Annotated in this window: 14 protein-coding genes; 9 read left to right on the top strand and 5 right to left on the bottom strand. The window is 59.6% G+C overall.

Annotation, left to right across the window (positions count from 1 at the left end; genetic code table 11):
- Positions 1–74: 74 nt before the first annotated feature.
- The 6 genes from ACA065_RS17080 (at position 75) to ACA065_RS17055 (ending at position 9,872) form a co-directional block, all read left to right on the top strand.
- Positions 75–1,520 (top strand): outer membrane protein transport protein, encoded by a 1,446-nt coding sequence (locus tag ACA065_RS17080; protein WP_497690706.1) that lies wholly within the window; start codon positions 75–77, stop codon positions 1,518–1,520.
- 269 nt (positions 1,521–1,789) lie between these two features.
- Positions 1,790–4,315, top strand: coding sequence for an acyl-CoA dehydrogenase (locus ACA065_RS17075; protein WP_497690705.1), 2,526 nt, complete (start codon positions 1,790–1,792; stop codon positions 4,313–4,315).
- 290 nt (positions 4,316–4,605) lie between these two features.
- Positions 4,606–5,949, top strand: coding sequence for a 3-oxoacyl-ACP reductase (locus ACA065_RS17070; RefSeq protein WP_497690704.1), 1,344 nt, complete (start codon positions 4,606–4,608; stop codon positions 5,947–5,949).
- A 3-nt stretch (positions 5,950–5,952) separates the two neighbouring features.
- Positions 5,953–6,843 carry a MaoC/PaaZ C-terminal domain-containing protein gene (locus ACA065_RS17065; protein ID WP_497690703.1) on the top strand — a complete coding sequence of 297 codons (891 nt, stop codon included), beginning with the start codon at positions 5,953–5,955 and terminating at the stop codon, positions 6,841–6,843.
- Positions 6,840–8,138 carry an acetyl-CoA C-acetyltransferase gene (locus ACA065_RS17060; RefSeq protein WP_497690702.1) on the top strand — a complete coding sequence of 433 codons (1,299 nt, stop codon included), beginning with the start codon at positions 6,840–6,842 and terminating at the stop codon, positions 8,136–8,138. Before ACA065_RS17065 ends, ACA065_RS17060 begins: the two co-directional genes overlap by 4 nt.
- Before the next feature lie 30 nt (positions 8,139–8,168).
- Positions 8,169–9,872 (top strand): AMP-binding protein, encoded by a 1,704-nt coding sequence (locus ACA065_RS17055; protein ID WP_497690701.1) that lies wholly within the window; start codon positions 8,169–8,171, stop codon positions 9,870–9,872.
- 282 nt (positions 9,873–10,154) lie between these two features.
- Here ACA065_RS17055 and ACA065_RS17050 read toward each other — a convergent pair whose 3' ends face one another.
- From ACA065_RS17050 to ACA065_RS17030, 5 genes are all read right to left on the bottom strand, one after another.
- Positions 10,155–11,132 carry an NAD(P)-dependent oxidoreductase gene (locus ACA065_RS17050; protein WP_497690700.1) on the bottom strand — a complete coding sequence of 326 codons (978 nt, stop codon included), beginning with the start codon at positions 11,130–11,132 and terminating at the stop codon, positions 10,155–10,157.
- On the bottom strand, positions 11,132–12,427 hold the full coding sequence (locus ACA065_RS17045) for an MFS transporter (protein ID WP_497690699.1): 1,296 nt from the start codon (positions 12,425–12,427) through the stop codon (positions 11,132–11,134). The genes ACA065_RS17050 and ACA065_RS17045 overlap by 1 nt, the downstream gene beginning before the upstream one ends.
- A 45-nt stretch (positions 12,428–12,472) precedes the next feature.
- Positions 12,473–13,414 (bottom strand): sugar kinase, encoded by a 942-nt coding sequence (locus tag ACA065_RS17040; protein ID WP_497690698.1) that lies wholly within the window; start codon positions 13,412–13,414, stop codon positions 12,473–12,475.
- Complete coding sequence (locus ACA065_RS17035) at positions 13,407–14,189, bottom strand: sugar phosphate isomerase/epimerase family protein (RefSeq protein WP_497690697.1); 783 nt, start codon at positions 14,187–14,189, stop codon at positions 13,407–13,409. Before ACA065_RS17035 ends, ACA065_RS17040 begins: the two co-directional genes overlap by 8 nt.
- 87 nt (positions 14,190–14,276) lie before the next feature.
- Complete coding sequence (locus ACA065_RS17030) at positions 14,277–15,335, bottom strand: LacI family DNA-binding transcriptional regulator (RefSeq protein WP_497690696.1); 1,059 nt, start codon at positions 15,333–15,335, stop codon at positions 14,277–14,279.
- Between the two features lie 274 nt (positions 15,336–15,609).
- On the opposite strand from ACA065_RS17030, the gene ACA065_RS17025 reads away from it, so the two are divergent.
- The 3 genes from ACA065_RS17025 to ACA065_RS17015 all read left to right on the top strand — a co-directional run bounded on the left by ACA065_RS17025 (position 15,610) and on the right by ACA065_RS17015 (position 21,595).
- Positions 15,610–16,869 carry a hypothetical protein gene (locus ACA065_RS17025; protein WP_497690695.1) on the top strand — a complete coding sequence of 420 codons (1,260 nt, stop codon included), beginning with the start codon at positions 15,610–15,612 and terminating at the stop codon, positions 16,867–16,869.
- A gap of 135 nt (positions 16,870–17,004) precedes the next feature.
- Complete coding sequence (locus ACA065_RS17020) at positions 17,005–19,074, top strand: hypothetical protein (RefSeq protein ID WP_497690694.1); 2,070 nt, start codon at positions 17,005–17,007, stop codon at positions 19,072–19,074.
- 253 nt (positions 19,075–19,327) lie between these two features.
- Positions 19,328–21,595: an autotransporter outer membrane beta-barrel domain-containing protein gene (locus ACA065_RS17015; protein ID WP_497690693.1), complete on the top strand. Its 2,268-nt coding sequence runs from the start codon at positions 19,328–19,330 to the stop codon at positions 21,593–21,595.
- Positions 21,596–21,644 lie beyond the last annotated feature (49 nt).

The following is a 21,644-nucleotide window of genomic DNA, read 5'->3' as shown; positions in this document are numbered from 1 at the left end:
TCACGGGGCACCTGTTGAGGACAACCATGGGCGGCAGGTCCGGCCATGGTGAAAAAAATAATAAGGAGTGGAGCATGAATAATAAGAAACAACCGGCCCAGGCATTACTCGGCCTGGCATTGTTGGGCGGGCTTATGGTCGCAGCCGGGCCGGTACACGCTGGCGGCTTCTCGACTCCTACGTTTGGTGCTCAAGGTTGGGGCCGTGCGTTCGGCGGCGGTTCGTTGTTCAAGAACGACCCATCATCGGCCTACAACAACCCGGCTGCCATGGCGTTTATCGATCAAACCATCGCGCAGCAGAACGTCATCTATGCGCGCGTCAATATCAAGTTCAAAGGTGATGCCTACGATTACAAAGGTGATCCGGCCTCTGTCGGTGTGCTCGACGAATTCGGCGGCGTCACATCCACACCGCGTACCGGTGACGGTGGTGAAGGCGGTTTCACCGCTTGGCTGCCCACTGGGTTCCTGGTGATACCGATCAACGATCGTTTCAGTTTCGGTTTGAGCCAGGTCGTGCCACAAGGCATGAAATCGACCTGGGACGACGATTGGAAAGGCCGCGACTTTGCCGTCGACACCAAAATCGAGACCGTGGGCCTGACCGGCTCGCTGTCCTTCAAGGTCAATGACCAGTTCTCTATCGGTGGCGGTGCCATCGTTCAACACACCAGTGGGTTTGTCAGCCAGAACGTCGATTTGTACGCGGCGGCGGCGGTTTCACCGGGTCTGGGAGGCTTCGGTATCCCGTTTCCATCCGGGGTAGGGCAATCGCTTATTCGGGTAAAGGTCGACAATACGTCAGTGGGCTGGTTCGCCGGCATGGCCTGGAAACCTACCGACCAAGACACCATTGGCCTGAACTACCACGCCAAGATCAAAAACAAACTGGAGGGCAAGTACAAGTTCAACGCCGATCCAGGCAGTCGGTTATTGATGACGGACGTTGGCGGTGACGGCCTGACCCTGGTCGAGCGTGCCTACCCTGGCCTGAAGCTGTTCCCGGACGGCGCCAATGCCAGCACCCAGTTGGATATCCCGGCCACTGCGGCCATCGATTGGGTACACGTGTTCAACGATCGCTTCAGCCTCGGCGCCAGTGCGTTGTGGACCCAGTGGTCGTCGTTCAAGGCGCTGACGTTGAAGTCTGATGGCAACACCATCGTGTCGATTCCCTACAAGTACAAGGACGTGATGATGTACTCGCTGGGCGGCGACTATAAGCTCACCGACGACTTTACATTGCGTGCCGGTGTGGCGCTTGACCAGACGCCGACCCGCAACTCCACACGTGACCCACGCATTCCCGACGGTGACCGTTACTTCGCCTCGCTGGGCTTTGGCTACAACATCAAGGCTGTTCCGGGCTTGACTATCGATGGTGCCTATTCACGGCAGTTTGTCGAGGAGGTCAAGCTCAAGACCGTCAACGAGGACCGTCTTGGCGCCGCGCGCCTGGATGGCAAAGTCGACAGCAAAGGCGAGGTGGTCAGCCTGTCGGCAACTTACATGTTCTAAACCTGTTGAACCTGTGCATGCCGGTGTGAAGCAGTCAGTCAGCGCATCTTTCTGCTGCTTCATACTCGCTTGACCGAGCGGGTCTGAAAGGTTGTTTAAAGGCTTAAACAGGCTGATCTGCCAGCCTGTTTTTTTTGTCTACGCATTAAATAAAAATTTCAAAACATAATTTGAATTTATCTATTCAAGTTTGTAGTGTGGCCTTACCACGCAACTCATTTCGATGTGCCTGCGCATCGGCCATGCCCTGATCAAGTAGAGGTATCCCCATGGTTATCTGGTTATTGGCGGGTTTCGCAGCAGCGATTGCCCTGGCGTACCGACAAGCCGCTGCTGCTGTGTGGTTGGGCGCAGGCTTGATCTGGTTGGCGCTCGGTTACCTGTTCAACGTAGTGGCGGGTTTGGGCGCCACCGTCGCGGCGCTGCTGGTGGTGTTGCCCGCGTTGCTGCTGGCAATCAAACCTCTGCGCCGTGTGGTGTTGACCAGCAAGGCTCTGGGCCTGTTTCGTACGATCATGCCGGCCATGTCCGACACCGAGCGCGCCGCCATCGAGTCCGGCACGGTGTGGTGGGACGCCGAGCTGTTCAGCGGCAAGCCCAATTGGGATCGTCTGCTCAAGGCCGCACCGGCCAGCCTCAGCGCCGAAGAGCAAGCCTTCCTCGACAACGAGGTCGAGACCCTGTGCAATATGTCCAACGACTGGGAAACCACCCAGGTCTGGCAGGACATGTCCCCCGAAGGCTGGCAGTACACCAAGGACGCCGGGTTCCTCGGCATGATCATTCCCAAGCAATACGGCGGCAAAGGCTTCTCCCACTATGCGCATTCGCAAGTGGTGATGAAGCTGTCGACGCGCTGCTCGGCGGCGGCAATTTCAGTGATGGTCCCCAATTCCCTGGGCCCGGCTGAACTGCTGTTGCACTACGGCACCGATGCCCAGCGCAACTACTACCTGCCACGGCTGGCGCGCGGTGAAGACATCCCGTGTTTTGCGTTGACCAGCCCGTATGCCGGCTCCGATGCCGGGGCGATTCCCGACCTGGGCATCGTCTGCAAAGGCATGCACGAAGGCGAGCAAGTGCTGGGCTTTAAAGTGACCTGGGACAAGCGCTACATCACGCTCGGCCCCATCGCTACGGTGCTCGGCCTGGCGTTTCGTGCCGAGGACCCGGACGGTTTACTGGGCAAGGCGGGTTCGCTGGGAATCACCTGCGCGCTGATTCCGACGTCCCATCCCGGCGTCAACAGCGGCCGTCGTCATTGGCCTTTGAATGCCGTGTTCCAGAACGGTCCCACCACCGGCAAGGATGTGTTTATTCCACTGGAGTGGGTGATCGGCGGCCGCGAACAAGTCGGCAACGGCTGGCGCATGCTGATGGAATGCCTGGCCGCAGGCCGGGCGATTTCCTTGCCGTCGGCCAACGTCGGCCTGGGCAAAGTCGCGGTACGTGGCACTACCGCTTACGCGGCGATGCGCAAGCAGTTCGGCCTGCCCATCGGCAAGTTCGAAGGCGTGCAGGCGCCGTTGGCGCGCATGGCCGGGCATTTGTATGCCTGCGATGCGGTGCGCAAGGTGTCGGTGGCGTCGCTGGATGCGGGTGAGAAACCCTCGGTGATCTCGGCCATCGCCAAGTACCACGTCACCGAGCGTGCGCGCATCATCGTCAACGACGGCATGGACATCGTCGCCGGCAAAGGCATCTGCATGGGGCCGAACAACTTCCTGGCGCGCGCTTACCAGCAAAGCCCGATTGCGATCACGGTGGAGGGCGCGAACATCATGACGCGCTGCCTGATCATCTTTGGCCAGGGCCTGATTCGCTGCCATCCGTATGTGTTCCGCGAGATGGAGGCCGCGCGTAACCCGGATCGGCGCCAGGCGCTGGAAGCCTTCGACAGCGCAATGTTCGGCCATATGAGCTTTGTACTGGCCAATACTGTGCGCGCGGCGGTGCATTCGCTCACGGGTGGGCGGCTGATTTCAGCGCCTGCCAAGACCGAGCCGGCGCTGGCGTCCTACTACCGTCAGGCTAATCGGCTGTCGGTGGTGTTGGCGTTGATCTCGGATGTGTCCATGGGCGTGCTCGGTGGAGCGCTTAAACGCAAGGAAAGTATCACCGGGCGCTTGGGCGATATTCTGTCGCAGTTGTACATTTTGTCCTGCGTACTCAAGCGCTTTGAGGATGACGGCCGGCCCCAGGCAGACCTGCCGCTGGTGCACTGGTCGGCCCAGGACGCGCTGCTGCGTGCCCACGAAGCCTTGGCCGAAGTGCTCGATAACTACCCTTCGAAAGCCGCTGCCACCGTGGTGCGCGGGTTGAGTTTTCCGTTCGGCATTCCTCTGCGCAAGCCATCGGACCGATTGTTGGCCCAAGTGGCCGAGGTGGTGCAAACCCCCGGTGAAACCCGTGACCGCCTGCTGGCCAATTCCTACATCCCGCGGCCGGAAATCGACAAGCTGGCCTACGGCGAACTGGGTTTCCGTCTGTTGCCGCAAGTGGAACTGATCGATGCCAGGCTCAAGCCCGCCGTCAAGCAAGGCCTGATCGAGCCGATGCCGATTTGCGCCACGGCCTTCACCGGGTGGCGCGTCAAGGCGCGCGCGCTGGATTTGATCAGCGACGATGAAGACAGCCTGCTGGGGCGTTATGTGGAATACGCCGACCACGGCATCCAGGTCGACGACTTCCCGCAGGACTTTGGTCTGCTGGAGGCGTTGCAGCAGCGTCAACAGGCGTTGGAGCCCAAGGCCAAGCGCCGCACCACCCAAAGCGAAAACGCCTCGGTCAATTAGGACAAGCGCGGTCCCAATGTGGGAGCTGGCTTGCCTGCGATAGCGGTTTACCTGACACACCGCCATCGCAGGCAAGCCAGCTCCCACAAGGATCGGGTTTACAAGGCAAGGCATGTGGTGTGAGTGAATACGTTTACTGAATGAGCACGGTCAATGTGGGAGGGGGCTTGCTCCCGAAAGCGGTGGGTCAGCTTGCACCTATGCACCTGAGAGACCGCATTCGCGAGCAAGCCCGCTCCCACATTGGGTCGGGTTTACAAGGCAAGTTTGTTTTGTGAGTGGGACCTTTTATGAGTGACAGCTATCTATCCTTCGTCAATTCCCCCTGGGGCCGGCGCCTGGCCCAGGCTATCGGCCTGCCGCAACCCTTGCCGTTGCAGCGCCATCGCAGCGGCCAGCAAGGCCTTGCCAACCCGGTGATCGTCGCCGGGGCAGGGCGGCTTTGCGCGCAGGTGCAACAGGTTTTCCAAGCGACCGACACCGTCGCCGCCACCCCGGCGACCCTCAAGGCGCCGTCCACGGTCAAGGTGCAAGGCGCGGTGTTCGACGCCAGTGCGGTGCTCGACCTGCAGCAGCTCGATGAGCTCTATGTATTCTTCCACGCCAACGCCAAACGCCTCAGTCATCACGGCCGCGTAGTGGTACTCGGCACGGCCCCGGAACATTGCCAGGATTTGCCCCAGGCCATCGCCCAACGTGCACTTGAAGGCCTGGTGCGGTCGCTGGCCAAGGAACTGCGCCGCGCAATTACCGTGCAATTGATCTACGTCGCGCCCGGCGCTGAAGACGCCCTGGACAGCAGCCTGCGGTTCTTCCTGTCGCGCCGCTCGGCCTATGTGTCCGGGCAAGTGGTGCGCCTGGAGAAACCGGTGGGCGGCCCTGTCGCGGTGAACTGGGAAAAACCCTTCGCCGGCCGACGCGCCCTGGTCACCGGCGCTTCGCGTGGCATTGGCTTGGCCATCGCCCAGGTGCTGGCGCGCGACGGCGCCCATGTGGTCTGCGTCGACGTGCCCCAAGCCCAAGACGCGTTGCAGCAAGCCGCCAGCAGCGTGAACGGCTCCGCCTTGCCGTTGGACATCACCGCCGACGATGCGGCCGCGCTGTTGCTGGGGCATGTCAGCCAGTACGGCGCCTTTGATGTGGTGGTGCACAACGCCGGCATCACCCGCGACAAAACCATTGCCAAGATGACCGAGGCGGCCTGGCGCAGTGTGCTGGCGGTCAACCTGCAAGCGCCATTGCAGTTGAGCTGCGCGTTACTGCAAAGCCAGGGTGTGAACCCGGGCGGGCGGATCGTGTGCGTGTCATCGATTTCGGGTATCGCCGGCAACCTGGGGCAAAGCAACTACGCCACCTCCAAGGCCGGTGTGATCGGCCTGGTGCAAGGCCTGGCACCGCTGGCCGCAGCGCAGCAAGTCACGGTGAATGCCGTGGCGCCAGGGTTTATCGAAACGCAGATGACGGCAAAGATTCCGCTGATGATCCGCGAGGCGGGGCGGCGCATGAACTCGCTGTCCCAAGGCGGGCAGCCGATTGACGTGGCCGAGACGATTGCCTGGCTGGCGCACCCGGCGTCCGGCGCAGTCAACGGCCAAGTCGTACGCGTGTGCGGCCAAAGCCTGCTGGGAGCCTGAGCCATGCACTACGTGACGCAGATTATCGAACCACCACCGTCGCGCACCCGGTTGTTGCTGGACGGCGTGCGTGCGCTGCGCAAACCCAAGCTCGACGCTGCGCCGCCGCTGCCCAACGCGCTGCTGGTGCGTTCGGCGGTGGAGCTGTCGGCCAGCGGCATCGCGGCGTATGGCCGTGCCTGTGGTTTTTGCCGCGAGCAGGGCGTGCCATTGGCTTATCCGCATGTATTGGCGTTCCCGCTGCACCTGATGTTGCTGACCCGGCCGAGCTTCCCGTACCCGGCCAGCGGCATGGTGCACCTGGCCAATCGCATTCGTCAGCACCAGCGCTTGCACGAGGGCCAGGCCCTGCGCCTGGAGGTGTTTTGCGAGCGCTGGGTGGCGCATCCCAAGGGCCAGGCGCTGAGTATCGCCACGCGGGCCTACAGCGCCGACGCGCTGGTGTGGCAGAGCGACAGCCTGTACCTGCGTCGCGAGGTTAAAAACCCGGTCGGCGAACCGTGGGATGACGTGTTGGCGTTGCCGGAAGAGGGCCTGTTACGCACCCAACGCTGGGTGTTGCCCGCCGACCTGGGCCGCAGGTTTGCCCAGGTCTCGGGGGATTTCAACCCGATTCATACCTCGCTGATCGGCGCCAAAATTTTCGGTTTTCGCCGCGCCATCGCCCACGGCATGTGGACCCTGGGCCGCGCATTGGCCGCCCAGCAGCCGCCGGGTGGGTTGGATCAGGCGCAGGCGCATTGCGACTTCAAACTGCCGATTTTCCTGCCCGGCCAGGTCGCCCTGTGGAACCGCCCGGTGACCGGCCCGCGCCGTGAGTTCGAAGTGCGCAATTTTGCCGGTGATAAACCGCATATGCGTGGGCTATTTGTTTGGAATGAGACCCCCACATGAGTGACTACAGTTTCAACCCGGCCCCGACCCGCCGCGTGGCGATTATCGGCGGCAACCGTATTGCGTTTGCGCGCTCCAACACCGTGTATGCCCACGACAGCAACCAGGACCTGTTGGTCGCCGCGTTGCAAGGGCTGGTCGACCGCTACCACCTGCACGGCCAGCACCTGGGCGAGTTTGCCGCGGGCGCGGTGATCAAGCATTCGCGGGATTTCAACCTGGCGCGCGAATCGTTGCTGTCCACCACGTTGTCGCCGGACACACCGGCCTACGATGTGCAGCAAGCCTGCGGCACCGGCCTGGAGGCGGCGTTGCTGGTGGCAAATAAAATCGCCCTCGGCCAGATCGAAGTGGGCATCGCTGGCGGTTCCGACACCACCTCCGACGCGCCCATCGGCATCAACGAATCCCTGCGCCACACCTTACTTGCGGCCAATCGCGCCAAGGGCCTGGGCGATAAGTTCAAGGCGTTGTTGAAGGTGCGCCCGTCGATGTTTTTCAAGCCGTTGCTGCCGCGCAATGGCGAGCCGCGCACCGGCCTGTCGATGGGCGAGCACTGTGAAGAAATGGCCAAGCGCTGGCAGATCAAACGCCTGGCCCAGGATGAGTTGACCCTGACCAGTCACCAATGCCTGGATGCCGCCTACAAACGCGGCTTTTTCGACGACTTGATCAGCCCTTACCGCGGGCTGGCGCGCGACAACAACCTGCGCGCCGATGCCAGCCTGGAAAAGCTCGCGGGCCTGTCGCCCGCCTACGACCGCCAGAACGGCACGCTCACGGCGGGCAATTCCACGCCACTGACCGATGGCGCCTCAGTGGTGCTGCTGGCCAGCGAAGCCTGGGCCGCCGAGCATGGCTTGCCAGTGCTGGCTTACCTGCGCACTGGCGAGACGGCGGCGGTCAATTTTGTCGACGGCACCGAGGGCCTGCTGATGGCCCCGGCCTATGCGGTGCCCAGGATGCTCAAGCGCGAAGGCCTGAGTTTTGCCGACTTCGATTTCTTCGAGATCCACGAAGCCTTTGCCGCCCAGGTGCTGTGCACGCTCAAGGCTTGGGAAGACGCCGATTACTGCCGCGAGCGACTCCGCCTGGACGCACCGCTGGGCGCCATCGCGCGCAGCAAGATGAACGTCAATGGCGGCTCGCTCGGCTGCGGTCACCCGTTCGCCGCTACCGGTGGCCGGCAATTGGCGGCGCTGGCCAAAACCATTCATGAGAACGGCGGCGGGCGCGGCTTGATTTCGATCTGCGCGGCGGGCGGGCTGGGCATTACCGCCATCGTCGAAAAGTAGCGCTAAAAAAATAACAACAAGGAGACTGCCATGAACGCTGTAAGCCTGGAACACGCAGAACGGATCTGGTTGAACGCTTACTTGCCGGGCGTGCCGGCAGACATTGAGTCCGGGATCGAGGCCTACCCGTCGTTGCGCGAGGTGTTCCTGGAGCACCTGGAGAAGTTTCGCGAGCGCGTCGCCTACGTCAGCATCGGTACGCAAATGACCTACGCCGACTGGCAAGTACAAGGTGTCGCGTTTGCCGCGTGGCTGCAGGGCCAGGGCGTGCAGAAGGGCGACCGCGTGGCGTTGATGATGCCCAATTGCTTGCAGTACCCGATCTGCCTGTTGGGTACGATCCTGGCCGGTGCGGTGGTGGTTAACGTCAACCCGCTGTACACCGCCCATGAGCTCAAGCACCTGCTCAAGGACAGCGGCGCCGAAACGGTGGTGATCTTCGAGAACTTCGCTCACACCCTGGAAAAGGTGATTGCCGGCAGCAGCGTCAAGCGCGTGGTGGTGGCGGCCATCGGCGATTTGCTGGGCACTTTCAAGGGCGCGGCGATGAACTTCATCCTGCGCCGCGTGCAAAAGCAGGTGCCAACATTCAACCTGCCAGGCGCCGTGCGCTTCAACCAGGTGCTGAAACAGGGGCGGGCGCTGAATCACTTCCCGGTGGCGATGAACCTGGATGAATTGGCCTTCCTGCAATACACCGGCGGCACCACCGGTGATGCCAAAGGGGTGATGCTCAGCCACCGCAATATCATCGCCAACCTGTTGCAGGCCAAGGCCTGGGTCGGTGACCAGTTGGACCAGGATAAGCAGGAAACCAACGTCACCTTGCTGCCGCTTTACCACATCTTTTCGCTGACGGTGAACTGCTTGATGTTCATGTGCCTGGGCGGGCGCAACATCCTGATCGCCAACCCGCGCGACGTGAAGCGCGTGCAGATGATCCTGCGCAAGGAGCGTTTCAACGGGATTGCCGGGGTCAACACGTTGTTCAATGGTTTGCTGGAGAACAAGGAATTCTGCGCGCGGGATTTCTCCGACTTGCGCATGGTGATCGCCGGCGGCATGGCCACGCACACGGCGGTGGCCAAGCGCTGGAAGGAAGTCACCGGGTTGCCGATTATCGAAGGCTACGGGCTCACCGAGTGCTCGCCGGTGGTGAGCATCAGCCCGATCAACATCGCACGCATGCGTGAGATGGAATTCACCGGCAGCATCGGCGTGCCCTTGCCGTCGACCTGGGTGCGCTTTATGCGTGAGGATGGCGAACTGGCCGAGGTCGGTGAACAAGGCGAACTGCAAGTGCGCGGCCCACAGGTGATGCAGGGCTACTGGCAGCGCCCGAAGGAAACCGCCGAAGTGCTGGATGCCGAGGGCTGGCTGTCGACCGGTGATATTGGCGTGATGGATGAGCGCGGTTATATCCGCCTGGTTGACCGCAAGAAAGATATGATCCTGGTCTCGGGCTTCAACGTGTACCCCAATGAAATCGAAGACGTGGTGGCGTTGCATCCGGGCGTTGGGGAAGTGGCGGCTATCGGCGTGGAAGACGCGGTGACGGGGGAGAAGGTCAAGATCATCGTCGTGCGCAAAGACCCGGAACTGACCCAGGAACAGATCCTCGCCCACTGCCGGGAATACCTGACGGGTTACAAAGTGCCGCGGTATGTGGAATTTCGCACCACTGAGTTGCCCAAGACCACCGTGGGCAAAGTGCTGCGCCGCGCCTTGCGCTGATTCGAAGGTCTCGACGCTCCAAAGGTGGGAGGGAGCAAGCCCCCGATGGCGGTGGGTCAGTTGATGCATTTGGTGGCTGACCCACCGCCTTCGCGAGCAAGCCCGCTCCCACCTTTGGAGCTCAGTACATCAGGTAGATGTGTGTACTCGGTCAAGTGTGGGAGCTGGCTTGTCGGACCGCCGAACCGCTGCGAAGGCAGCAACTGGTTATGCCTGATGTACCGAGGTGTCTGCATCGCAGGCAAGCCAGCTCCCACATTGGGCCTATGTAAACCTCAGGAATTAGTGTTTCCAGGCCGCCGGATTCACCAGGTTTTTCGGCCGCTCACCCGCCAGCGCGGCCAGCAGGTTGTCCACCGCACACTTGGCCATTGCCTCGCGCGTTTCATGGGTCGCCGAGCCGATATGCGGTGTCGCCACCACGTTATTCAAACGCAACAACGCCGAGTCGTGATTCAACGGCTCGCGCTCAAACACATCCAAACCCGCCGCGCGAATCGTGCGTTGCTGCAGGGCCTCAACCAGCGCGGCCTCATCCACCACTTTGCCGCGTGAGATGTTGATGAAGATCGTCTCCGGGCCCATCAGCGCGAATTCTTCAGCGCCGATCAACTTCTCGGTTTCGGCGGTCAACGGCAAGGTCAGGCAGACAAAATCGGCTTCCTTGAGCAACTCCACCAGGCTGCGGTATTGCGCGCCGAAACGTTCTTCCACCAACGGCTTGGGTGAGTGGCTGTGGTAGATCACCGGCATGCCAAACCCAAAATGCCCGCGCTGCGCCAGGGCTTCGCCGATGCGGCCCATGCCGATAATGCCCAGGGTTTTGCCGTGCACGTCGGTGCCGAAATGCGCCGGGCCAATGTTCTTGCTCCACTGGCCGGCACGCACCATGTCGGCCAGTTCGACCACCCGGCGTGCAGTCGCCAGGATCAGCGCAAAACCGGTATCGGCGGTGGTTTCGGTGAGCACGTCCGGGGTGTTGCTGAGCAGGATGCCGCGCTGGGTCAGGTAGCCGATATCGTAGTTGTCGACACCCACCGATACGCTGGCCACCGCTTCAAGCGTGGGCGCCAGGTCGAGCAGTTTGGCGTCCAGGCGCAGGCTGGCACCCAGCAGCCCGTGGGCGGTGGGCAAGGCGTCGCGCAGCTTGGCCAGGCCGGTTTCGTCCAGCGCTTCAATAAGCGTGACGTCGGCGTGCTCGTGCAGGCGGGCCATCAGTGGGGCGGAGAGTTTTTTGTACAAAACGACAGATTTTTTCATCAGGTTTTCACCTTTAATCCAAGGGTGGGCATCGGCGCGCGTTCACGGTCGCTGGCGCCGGGCTTGAGGAAAATCGTGAGGACCACCGAGAGCATCAGCGCACCGCTCATCAGCAGGTACGAAGCGCCCGGCGAGCCGGTGCTGCTATTGAGATAACCGACCAGGTACGAGCCGCCAAAAGAACCGAGCGCGCCCATGCTGTTGATCAGCGCCATGGCGCCACCGGCAACGTTGGCCGGCAGAATCTCGGGGACAATGGCGAAGAACGGCCCGTAAGGCGCATACATGCAGGCTCCGGCGATCACCAGCAGGGTGTAGGACCACCAGAAATGTTCGGCGCCGAGTGCGTAGGAGGCGTAGAACGCGATGGACGCAATCAACAACGGCGGCCACACAAAACGTTTACGTTTTTGCAGCTTGTCCGAGCCCCACGACACCGCGAGCATGCCGATCACGGCCGCCAGGTACGGCAGCGCCGACAGCCAGCCGGCTTCGACCATGTCCATCTGCAAGCCGGCCTTGAGGATCGACGGCAGCCACAGCACAAAGCCGTACACGCCGATGCTCCAGCAGAAAAACTGCAGCGCCAGGATGATCACCTTGGGCGAGCGAAAGGCCTCGGCGTAGTTCTTCACCGCCTTGATCCCGACTTGCTCGGCGGCCAGCGCGCTTTGCAGGTCTTTCTTATGTTGCTCACTCAGCCACTTGGCGTCGGCGGGTTTCTCATCCGCCAGCTTCCACCAGATAAACGCCCAGATGACCGCCGGCAAGCCTTCGATGATAAACATCCAGCGCCAGCTGAAATGCTGCACCAGATAGCCCGAGACCACTGACATCCACAGCATGGTCACCGGGTTGCCGAGGATCAGGAAGGTATTGGCACGCGAGCGTTCGGCACGCGTGAACCAGTGGCACAGGTACACCAGCATCGCCGGCATCACGGCGGCTTCGACCACCCCGAGCATGAAGCGAATGGCGATCAGCATGTAGGCGTTGGACACCACGCCGGTCAGCGTGGCGAGGCCGCCCCAGAGGATCAGGCTGACGAAAATCAGCTTTTTAACGCTGCGCTTTTGCGCGTAGATCGCCCCCGGCACCTGGAAAAAAAAGTAACCGAGGAAGAACAGCGCACCCAGCAGTGATGACATGCCGGGGGTGATCATCAGGTCTTCGGCCATTCCCGAGGCGGCGGCGAAACCGTAGTTGGCGCGGTCCAGGTACGCCAGGCTGTAGGTGATAAAAACGATGGGCATGATGTACCACCAGCGACGGGTGGCGAGTTTCAAGGTGTCCATGGGGTTGCTCCTGAGCTTGTTGTAGTTGTGGCAACAGGGTGTGGGTCATGCAACAGATCGAGTGGATAACTGCGCACGCGTGGGCAAACCTTCCATATCGCCGCGGCTCTGCACGGCGCGGCTGCCGATCCAGTTACCGCGCTGTACGGCTTCGCGAAAGCTGAGGTTTTCCAACAGGGCGCTGATCATGCCGACGGCGAAACCATCGCCGGCGCCCACGGTATCCACGACTTTTTCCACCGGCACGGCGGCGACAAAGCCCTGGTCCATCTGGGTGCGGTAATAGGCGCCGTCCGGCCCAAGCTTGATCGCTACGGCTTCGGCGCCTTGGTCGAGGTAGAACGCGGCGATGTCGGCCGGGTCGTCGAAGCCGGTGAGCAAGCGACCTTCGCTCAGGCCCGGCAAGACCCAATCCGCCAGCGCGGCAAGGGCGTTGATTTCGCTGATCATTTGCGCCTGGCTGGCCCATAACGAGGGGCGCAGGTTCGGGTCGAACGACACGCTGCGCCCAGCCTTGCGCATTTGTGTCATCAGCTCGCGGGACAGTTCGCGGGTGGCCGCGGACAACGCGGGCGCAATGCCGGTGGCGTGCAGGTGGCGCGCCTGCAGCAGCGCGGGGCTGATGGCGGCAATCGACAAGTGACTGGCCGCCGAGCCTTTGCGAAAGTATTCCACCTGAGGGTCGGCGCCGGCTTCTTCGCGGGACTTGAATTGAAAGCCGGTCGGGTGCAGCGGATCGACCGCCACGTGCCGGCAATCCAGGCCTTCGTTTTTCAACGTGTCGACCACAAACCGCCCCAGGGAATCATTGCCGACCCGGCTCAGCCAGGCCACATTGAACCCCAGGCGCGACAGGCCAATGGCGACATTGCTGTCGGCCCCGGCAATGCGTTTGTGAAACTGGGCCACTTGGGCCAGGTCGCCGGTCTGCTCGGCGACAAACATCGCCATGGTTTCACCAAACGACAGGATATCGATCTCAGACATGGGCATTCTCCGCACGCGGCTGGCCAAGGAGGGCGAGGGTGGCGACCTGTTGCGCGGTGACGTCGATCAGGTCATCGCCTTGCAACGGGAATTCCACGGCCCGGGTAATACCTTGAGTCATATGCTTGAGCAGTTGTTCCCACAGATGCAGGTCGGTGGCGCCGGGCGGCAGGGCGACCAGCTTGCCGTCCGGCCGACGCGCCACGGCCTTGCAGTGCAGGTAAGCCACGTGCCGGCCCAACAGGCGCGCGGCGGTGAGGGCGGATTGGTCCTGCCACTGCCAGTTGCCGATGTCGAAGGTCATCTTGACCGGCAGGCCCAGGCGCTCAACTTCGCTAAAGAACCGCTGCATCGGCTCGATCCGCCCGCCGTGCAGGGTCTGGTCGTTTTCCACCAGCAGTTGCACCGCGTGGCGGTTGAGCAGGGCATGCAGGCTTTGCAGGTCGTTGGTGTCGGTGAAGTAGCCGAGGGAGACTTTCAGCCAGCGCGAGCCGAAGGCCTGGGCGCGGTCCAGGGTGGCGGCGAGTTCGGCATTCGGCTGGGCACGCCCGGCCACCCAGAGTTCCAGCGGCGAGGAGAACACTGATTCCAGGCCGTGTTCGGCGGCGGCCTGGGCCAGTGTGGCCGGGTGTTCGCGGGTCAGCAGTTCTTCACGCCATTCGATGCGTTGGGCGCCGGCGGCGCTCAGCAACTCGACAAAACTCAGTTGGCCCTGTTGGCGAACCAAGTCGGCGCCGTAGCTGGAAAGGCTGATGGAAACGGGGTATTTGTGCATTGTTGTGTACCTCTGAAACCGGTTTCATTTTTATTCGCAAAACCAAAAGTGGGCGCTGGCTTGCCTGCGATGACGGTGTGTCGGCGACTACTTTTTCGTCTTAGAGACCGTCATCGCAGGCAAGCCAGCTCCCACAATAGATTGGGTTGATCCTCGGATAATCAGTTCCGGCAAAAAGTCCAGGGTGCGCGCCGGCGCGTCATCACCGCGCAGGCGTTTGAGCAGGCAGTCGAAGGCACTGGCGCCAATCGCTTCAGTGGGCTGGGCGAGGGCGGTAATGCCGCTGCCTACCAGCGAGTACCAGTCCAGGTCATCCAGGGCGATCAGGCCAACCTCTTCAAACAGGTTGCAGCCCAGGGCCTTGAGCGCGCGGGTGCAGGCCAGCGCGGCAATGCCGTTGGCGCAGAACACGGCCTTGGGGCCGGGGTTGGCAAGAAAGCGTTGCAAGCGCTTTTCCAGTGCGTCATCCAGCTCCAGCACCGCGCCGGTCAAACCCGGGCGGCTGCCAATCTCGGCCGTGAAGCTGGCCTGGCGCTCCAGGCGCGAGCTGGTGCCATCGGCGGCTTCACTCACCAACAACACATCGCGATAACCCTGCTGTTGCAGATGCTCGATGGCGATGCGCACGGCTGCGGGGTTATCCAACCCCACCAGGTCGCTGTGCAGTGGCTCGACTTTACGGTCGACCAGCACCAGCGGCATTTCCGCCTGCAGTTCAAGTAATTGATCAAGGTGATGGCCGAGGGTGTTCACGATCAACCCTTCGATGTTGTACGAGCGCAGCGCCGCCAGGTGTTGGCGCTCCTGCGCGTCATCGCGGTCGGTGTTGCACACCACCAGGCTGTAGCCGTGCTGGCGGCAGGCGGTTTCGACGCCGTGCATCACGGCAATGGAGTAAGGGTTGCGGATATCGGCGACCAGCATGCCGATCAAGCGTGTGCGCCCTCGTTTCAAACCGCGCGCCATTTGGTTGGGGCGGTAGCCGAGGTCGTTGATGGCCTGTTCGATGCGCAGGGCTGTGGCGTCGGAGAGCAGGGCGCGGTCATCACCGATAAAGCGCGACACGCTGGCCTTGGACACACCGGCGCGCTCGGCCACGTCGAGCATGGTCACGCGGCTGCGCTGGGCGGCGGAAAATGGCGTCACGGTGGTAAGCCTTTCTTATTGGATTTAACGGATTCGTTACCTGGGTGTTGAACTGAAACCGGTTTCATCAAATGCCAGTTGCCCGGTTTGCGTCAAGGAAAATTTAGAAATCGGCAGCGGTTCCACGCCGAAGAAAACGACGAATGGTCAGGTCTACCTGTTAGTTATGACAGTATCCAGCGAGGGGCTTTGGGCGTTTAATTATTCCAACAGCGAACAGGTAACGCAGTTCTATCCTGGCTCGGCGTGATGACACTTATCCTGAGGCCGGAATATGACTGACATAAAAAAACCCCTGCTTGCCGCCGGTAAAAGCGGTGGGGTGTTTGCAAGTATCCCAGGTTTGACCCCGTTAACTATCGATGGCGTCACTACCACCGACTTCAGAGGGATCGTTCCGCAAGCGTTATTGCTGGCGCCACTCAAAGTGACTATTCGCATGTGGGGCACGACACTAGCACCGGGTTCCGTGCCCGATAAAGTCCAGCTCTATTGGATTAGCAATAAGCTTGTAAAGCTACTTGATACATTGGATGTACCACCCGCTCCGCCACCCCTTCGTGACTCTTACGACCTTTATATCAGCGTGGGAGATTTGTTCAGCGCCCCTTATCGCGAAGCGCAGCTTTATTACACCGTCACGACTGACGGCGGCTTGAACATGAACACCATGGAAGGGACCGTTACGATCACCATCGACCGTGACGTGCCACGGTGGCTGCTCCCGAGTGACACACTGCGGTTTGTCGTGCCACCGGTACCGGCACTCAACGAACAGTATTTGCTGGCCAATCCAAGTGTTCGTTTTTTCCATCCGTTCTACAACGTCGGGGCGGTCGGTGATTATGTCGAGCTCTATGTATCCAACCAACCGAACCCGCCTCCCGGCCTGCCCGCGGCTGGAAGGTCATTGGTCGACTTCAGCACCAACCCGCCGACTGTGGCGCTCGATGCTGCGGCCTTTCGCAGCCTGAACAACGGGCCAGCATACGTTTTCAGTAAAATTTTTGACGCCACCGGGAACTTCAGTACCAGAAGTGTCGGTGCGCCGTTTGTGGTTGGTTTCGCCACTACACCGTTGCCGGTCCCGACCCTTCCTGCTCCGGTTGTGCAGCACACACTAAGTAAAACTGGCTACTTGTACTGCAATTCGCAACCCAGTGTGATGTCCGGAATACGTTGGTTGATACCTGCCAACAGCAACATTTTGGTGAATGATAGGCTTGTGATTGTTTGTCAGGGTTTCAATGAAAATAACTGGGCGACTCAAAACCCGAATTTCATCATTAGCCAAACAATAACGTGGGCCCCGGAGCACGCAAGTAGTAAAGGCGCATTCATAACGGTGGGGACGTTGGAGTCGTTTGACACAACGCTGTTTCCATTGCGCGACGCAAAATCAGCAACCCTGGTTTACGAAGTATGGCGCAACGGTGTGAAAGAGGCCGAATCGCACCCTGGGCGTGTGCGAGTTGACCTGACTTACTCGACAGGCTGCTATTGCACGCCGCGAGGAGTTGTTTGCGTTAAGTAGTGCGTTTTTTATAAGGCTTATTGCAAGGCAAGTGCGGTCGCAGTTTTTCAAAAAAGTTGGCGGTTGATTCGAAGGCTTTATTCAGCCGGCGATGGAAGCAGTTGTTCGATTGATATAACTAACCGGAGCATGACGATGGACATCACAAACAGACAGCTCATTACCAATTTTGTACCCAAGCTTCCTAGCGATTACACGCCTGCTAAACTACCCGCCGGCAGATTTACAGACGAGGTGCTAGGTTACACAGGGCTTCTGAAATATAGCGCCGTAAAAGGTCAACAAACCGACCTGGTGGTTGGCAATTGGGATAGCGCCACTACAGATCCTGACGTTCCGGACAACGTAACGGTCAGGCTCCGTCCTTACATGGACGTTAACAGTATGACCCCAGAGGCGGAAAATACGTATTTCGAGCGGGGTGGGATTGATTATAGGATACAGGTTTCTTCTGGCGACCCTTTTCTCACGATATCCCTACCGCAGGCCAGTTATCAGCGTGGCGTTTGGTTGGTCAGCGTACTATTCACAGACGCTTATGTAGTTAACCAAAACAGCACGGTCGCACAACTGCTGATCGTGGATGATACCGCTCCTTTCGAGCGTTCTGGCACTCGGCCTCCTGCACTCACGTTGCCTGCTGGCGTATCGAATCCGCTGACGCGTGCGGACTTCTTGAGCGCAGCCAATCAAACGTTGAATTTGGGGATACCTTACACCGCAGCGGACGGTTATTCTGCTGACGATATGGTCGAGGTACGACGCAACGGCGTGCTGCTTAATGTTCCGCCCTTTGGCACAAGGTTCCCGATCACCCTCACCACGCCACCCACTGTTCCCATTTCATTGGCCATGTACGACGCGGCACCTGGAAACTTTCCAATTACCTATCAAATATTTGAAGTCACCGGAAAACCCTCCCAGGATTCGGAAGCCTTGTTGCTTGGCGACTTGTCGCAGGCTCCAGCACCGACCGGTTTCCAGCCACTTACCATCGATAATGCGGTTCCCGGTGACAGACAGTTCGATCTTCGTGAAATGGGCATCTCAAATGGTTTGATCGCGCGAGTTCCTGCTATCCAGAACGTCCTGCCGACAGACGTAATCACCGTCACCTTGTCAGGAGGGGCTGGCGGCCCATTCTCGGTGGGGCAGCAGGTGAACGCCTCTACCTTTCCGATGCGGTTTGATTTCACCGATGTTCAACTGCGCGCACTGTGGGGCGCAGGTCCAGGCGATGTGTCAATCACGGCTGCTTATACTTTAATGCGTGCCGGCAATATCTTTCCGGCAGTGCCATTGAGTGAAACGTTCAATCTGAACCTTAAACTGGTTGGGCCGAACCCGAACCCAAATCCTCCAGGGCCTAACGGTGTCAACAACGATCTACTTCCTTTGGTGGTGCAGGCGGTTCGTGGCCCCGGCTCATTTGGACCCAATAACATTCTGGAAATTGGCGACGTAAATCGGGATGCACGCGCAGTGATTCCTTATTGGACCGCACAGCCATTGATCGATACGCAACTGCCGGTCACGTTTAACGTGAATTACGGTGGTCGGATTTTCTCGCAAACAGTGACAAGTATCGATCCGGCCCGGCAAGTTGTAGTGCCGATTCCGTTCGATGCTATATTGAATGCGGGAAATGGTAAGGTGCAGGTCTTTTATACTGTTACGTCCACAGGCAGCTCTTACACGCAGCGTTCTCCCGATACGGAAGTCACTGTAAGTTCTGCGGTCCGATTTATGGATGCGCCGGTAGTAGTGGGCGCTATTGCTCAAGGTACAAGTAGGGCGGTAGGTTGCGTTAGTTTGGTGCCGCAGGGGCCTACTGGTCTCCTTAGAGTGACTATCCCTGCTTCTCGATATTTGTCATTAACAGAGGAGGTTGAAGTGACGTACATTGGCTACCAAACCAACAACGCTACAGGTACGCCTTTACCGGCGTTCGTTAAATCTTTCAGATTACCAGGTGTAGCGGCTATTACGACCGGTTTTACGGTGGATTTGGGGACTTCTACCGAACTGTTTGATCCGATTCACGCTACGCGTGCGCAAAGGGCTATTGGTTCTGCAACGTTGACATATAAAACCATTTCCGGAGGTGTGACAGTGGAATCTCGTACTGCCACTATTATTGTAAGGGGCGTCGTTCCTGGCCCTACCGGAACTAGCCTCTATTGCTCCGGTGGCGTTATTCCATAAGCAAGGGCGGCAGTAGTTGCCAAAGAGGGGGCAGGCTCCTCTTTGGCATCATCCATTGCGTTAGTTTTATATTTTGGGGGTGCTGGCGAGGTTTTTCCTGCATCTCTGATTGGCTTGTTCACTTAGCTGATCAAGAAAAGTCCTACATATTTTACAGGCGTGCTGTTCAATCATGGCGCCGCTTGATGGGTCGGGCTCCATGCGATTTAGAACCCTCCCTGTCGTTTCGTGAAGGCATTAGAGGTTCATTGATATGTCGGCAGTATTCAGTTTTAAACCAACACCCTTGAGCCTTGCCTTAACGGCTCAAGCAGTCTCCTTATTGTTCCTGGCCGTTCCGAGTGTTCAGGCACAAACGCCAGTCAATGTGCCAGGCACGACTATAAATGCGTCCACAAGGCTGGACAGCTATTTATTGAGTCCGGGCTCGGGCTTAACTGGCACGGGTGCGAACACCAACGAAATTATTGCGAGCGGAGCCAGTTTAAGGCTTCAGGCAGGCAGCCGATCGTTAGAGATTACTGCGCGCGATAATTCGAGGGTGGAGCTAGATGCTTCACAAATGACCGGCAGGACCACGTCCGGTCTTTCTGCCATCGGCAACACCAGTGTGTTCATTACCAACAACAGCTTGGTTTCCAATGCTTTTGGCAGTGGTGTGACGCTTGGCCGTAACAGCACCGGTAGGGATGGTTCATTCGTTACGGTGAAAGACAGCAGGGTGGTGGGTACTGTTCGCGGTATTACCGTCGGCGGCTACAGTGCGGCGACGCTGGACAATGCCCGCGTTGAAGCTACCGCTGCGACGGGTAGCGGTTTGATGCTGCTTAATGGCGCGGCGGCGGTCAGGAATAACAGCGTGGTAGTTGGAGGGCAAAACGGTGTAATGATGTTCACGGCCGGCAATCTGACGCAGGCCAACTCTTTGATAGTCGACAGTTCGGTAGTCCAAGGTAGAACCGGGGCCGCCATTTTGGTCAACCCGAGTGCAGCCAATAAGCCGCTGGCCGATATTCAAGTGCTTAATGGCTCGCAATTGCTCAGCGGTAACGGTGTTCTGCTTCAGGTCATCAATAATTCCACTGCCAACATGAACGTCGACAACAGCACTCTGGTCGGTGACGTGAGCATTGGCGCGGGCAGCACCGGCACGGTACAGCTCAACAACAATGCGTCGCTCACCGGTCAGCTGTTCAACGTCAAGCAACTTGATGTCAACGGTAATGCTCAATGGATGCTGGTGGGTGACAGCCAGGTCAACGCGCTGAGAATGGCGGGCGGTAACGTCGTCTTTGGCAGCCCAACCCAGTACTTCCAACTCAACACCAACAGCTTGGCCGGTAACGGCACGTTCAAAATGCACACTAACTTCAACACCGGCGAGACCGACTTGTTGAATGTCAACGGCAACGCCGAAGGTAATCACCAACTGTTGATCGGCGCCAGTGGCTCGGAGAGGGCCACTGGCGACGCCATTAAGGTGGTGCACACTGAAAGCGGTGGCGCCAAGTTCGCCCTGCTAGGCGGTACCGTCGACGCCGGCGCTTATGAATATGGGCTCAAGCAGGAAGGCACCGATTGGTACCTGGACACCGAGAAAAAGGGCACCAGTACCAGCGCCAAAGCGGTCCTGGCACTCGCCAACGCGGCACCGGCTGTATTGCTGGGCGAGTCGAGCATCCTGCGCACCCGTATGGGTGAAGTCCGCTTCGGCGAAGGCAAGAGCCAAGGCCTGTGGATGCGCGGCTACGGCAACAAGGTGGACGTGGCGGCGAACAGCAATGGCGTGGGCTACTCGCAGAATCAGGCGGGCCTGACCATTGGTGCGGACTGGGCTGTAGATGAACTGTGGACATTGGGTGTGATGGGCGGTTACAGCAATTCCACCCTGGGCCTGAGCCGCGGCAGCAGCGGTATGGTCAACAGCTACTACGCTGGTGTTTATGGCATTTTGCGTGATGACGAGAGCGGTGTGTATGTCGACCTGACAGCCAAGGTCAACCGCTTGAACGGTCAAAGCCAGGTCAATATGAGCGACGGCCAGCGCGCCAAAGGCAAATACTCGCAAGACGCCGTGAGTGGTTCGGTTGAAGTCGGTAAGAACATCAAGCTCGATGATGACGGTTTGTACCTTGAACCCTTCGCTCAGTTGGCCGTCGCCGCGATTGGCGGCTCCAACTACACCATGGACAACGGCCTGAAGGCAAAAAGCGATCGTGCCACTTCAGCAATCGGCAAGGTCGGTGTAACCCTCGGTAAAAACATCCAGCTCGACAGCGGCGGCATCCTGCAGCCGTACATGCGTACTGCTGTGGCGCGTGATTTCAGCCCGGACAACAAGGTCTATATCAACGATCAGCAATTTAAAAATAACCTGTCGGGTGGCAGTGTAGAAGTCGCGGGCGGCATGGCTGTTTCGTTGTCGCCAAGCCTGAGTGTGCATGCCGAAGCCACGCACATGAAAGGCAAGGCCTACGATCAGCCTTGGGGTGCGACGGTAGGTGTGCAGTGGGCCTTTTAAAGGGTTCACGCAGTTGAACAGGGGAAGCTTCGGCTTCCCCTTTTTTTGC

The sequence above is a fragment of the Pseudomonas sp. LBUM1640 genome (genome assembly GCF_059716225.1).
The sequence above is the reverse complement of the archived record's forward strand: the minus strand, read 5'-3'. Positions and strand labels throughout refer to the sequence as shown.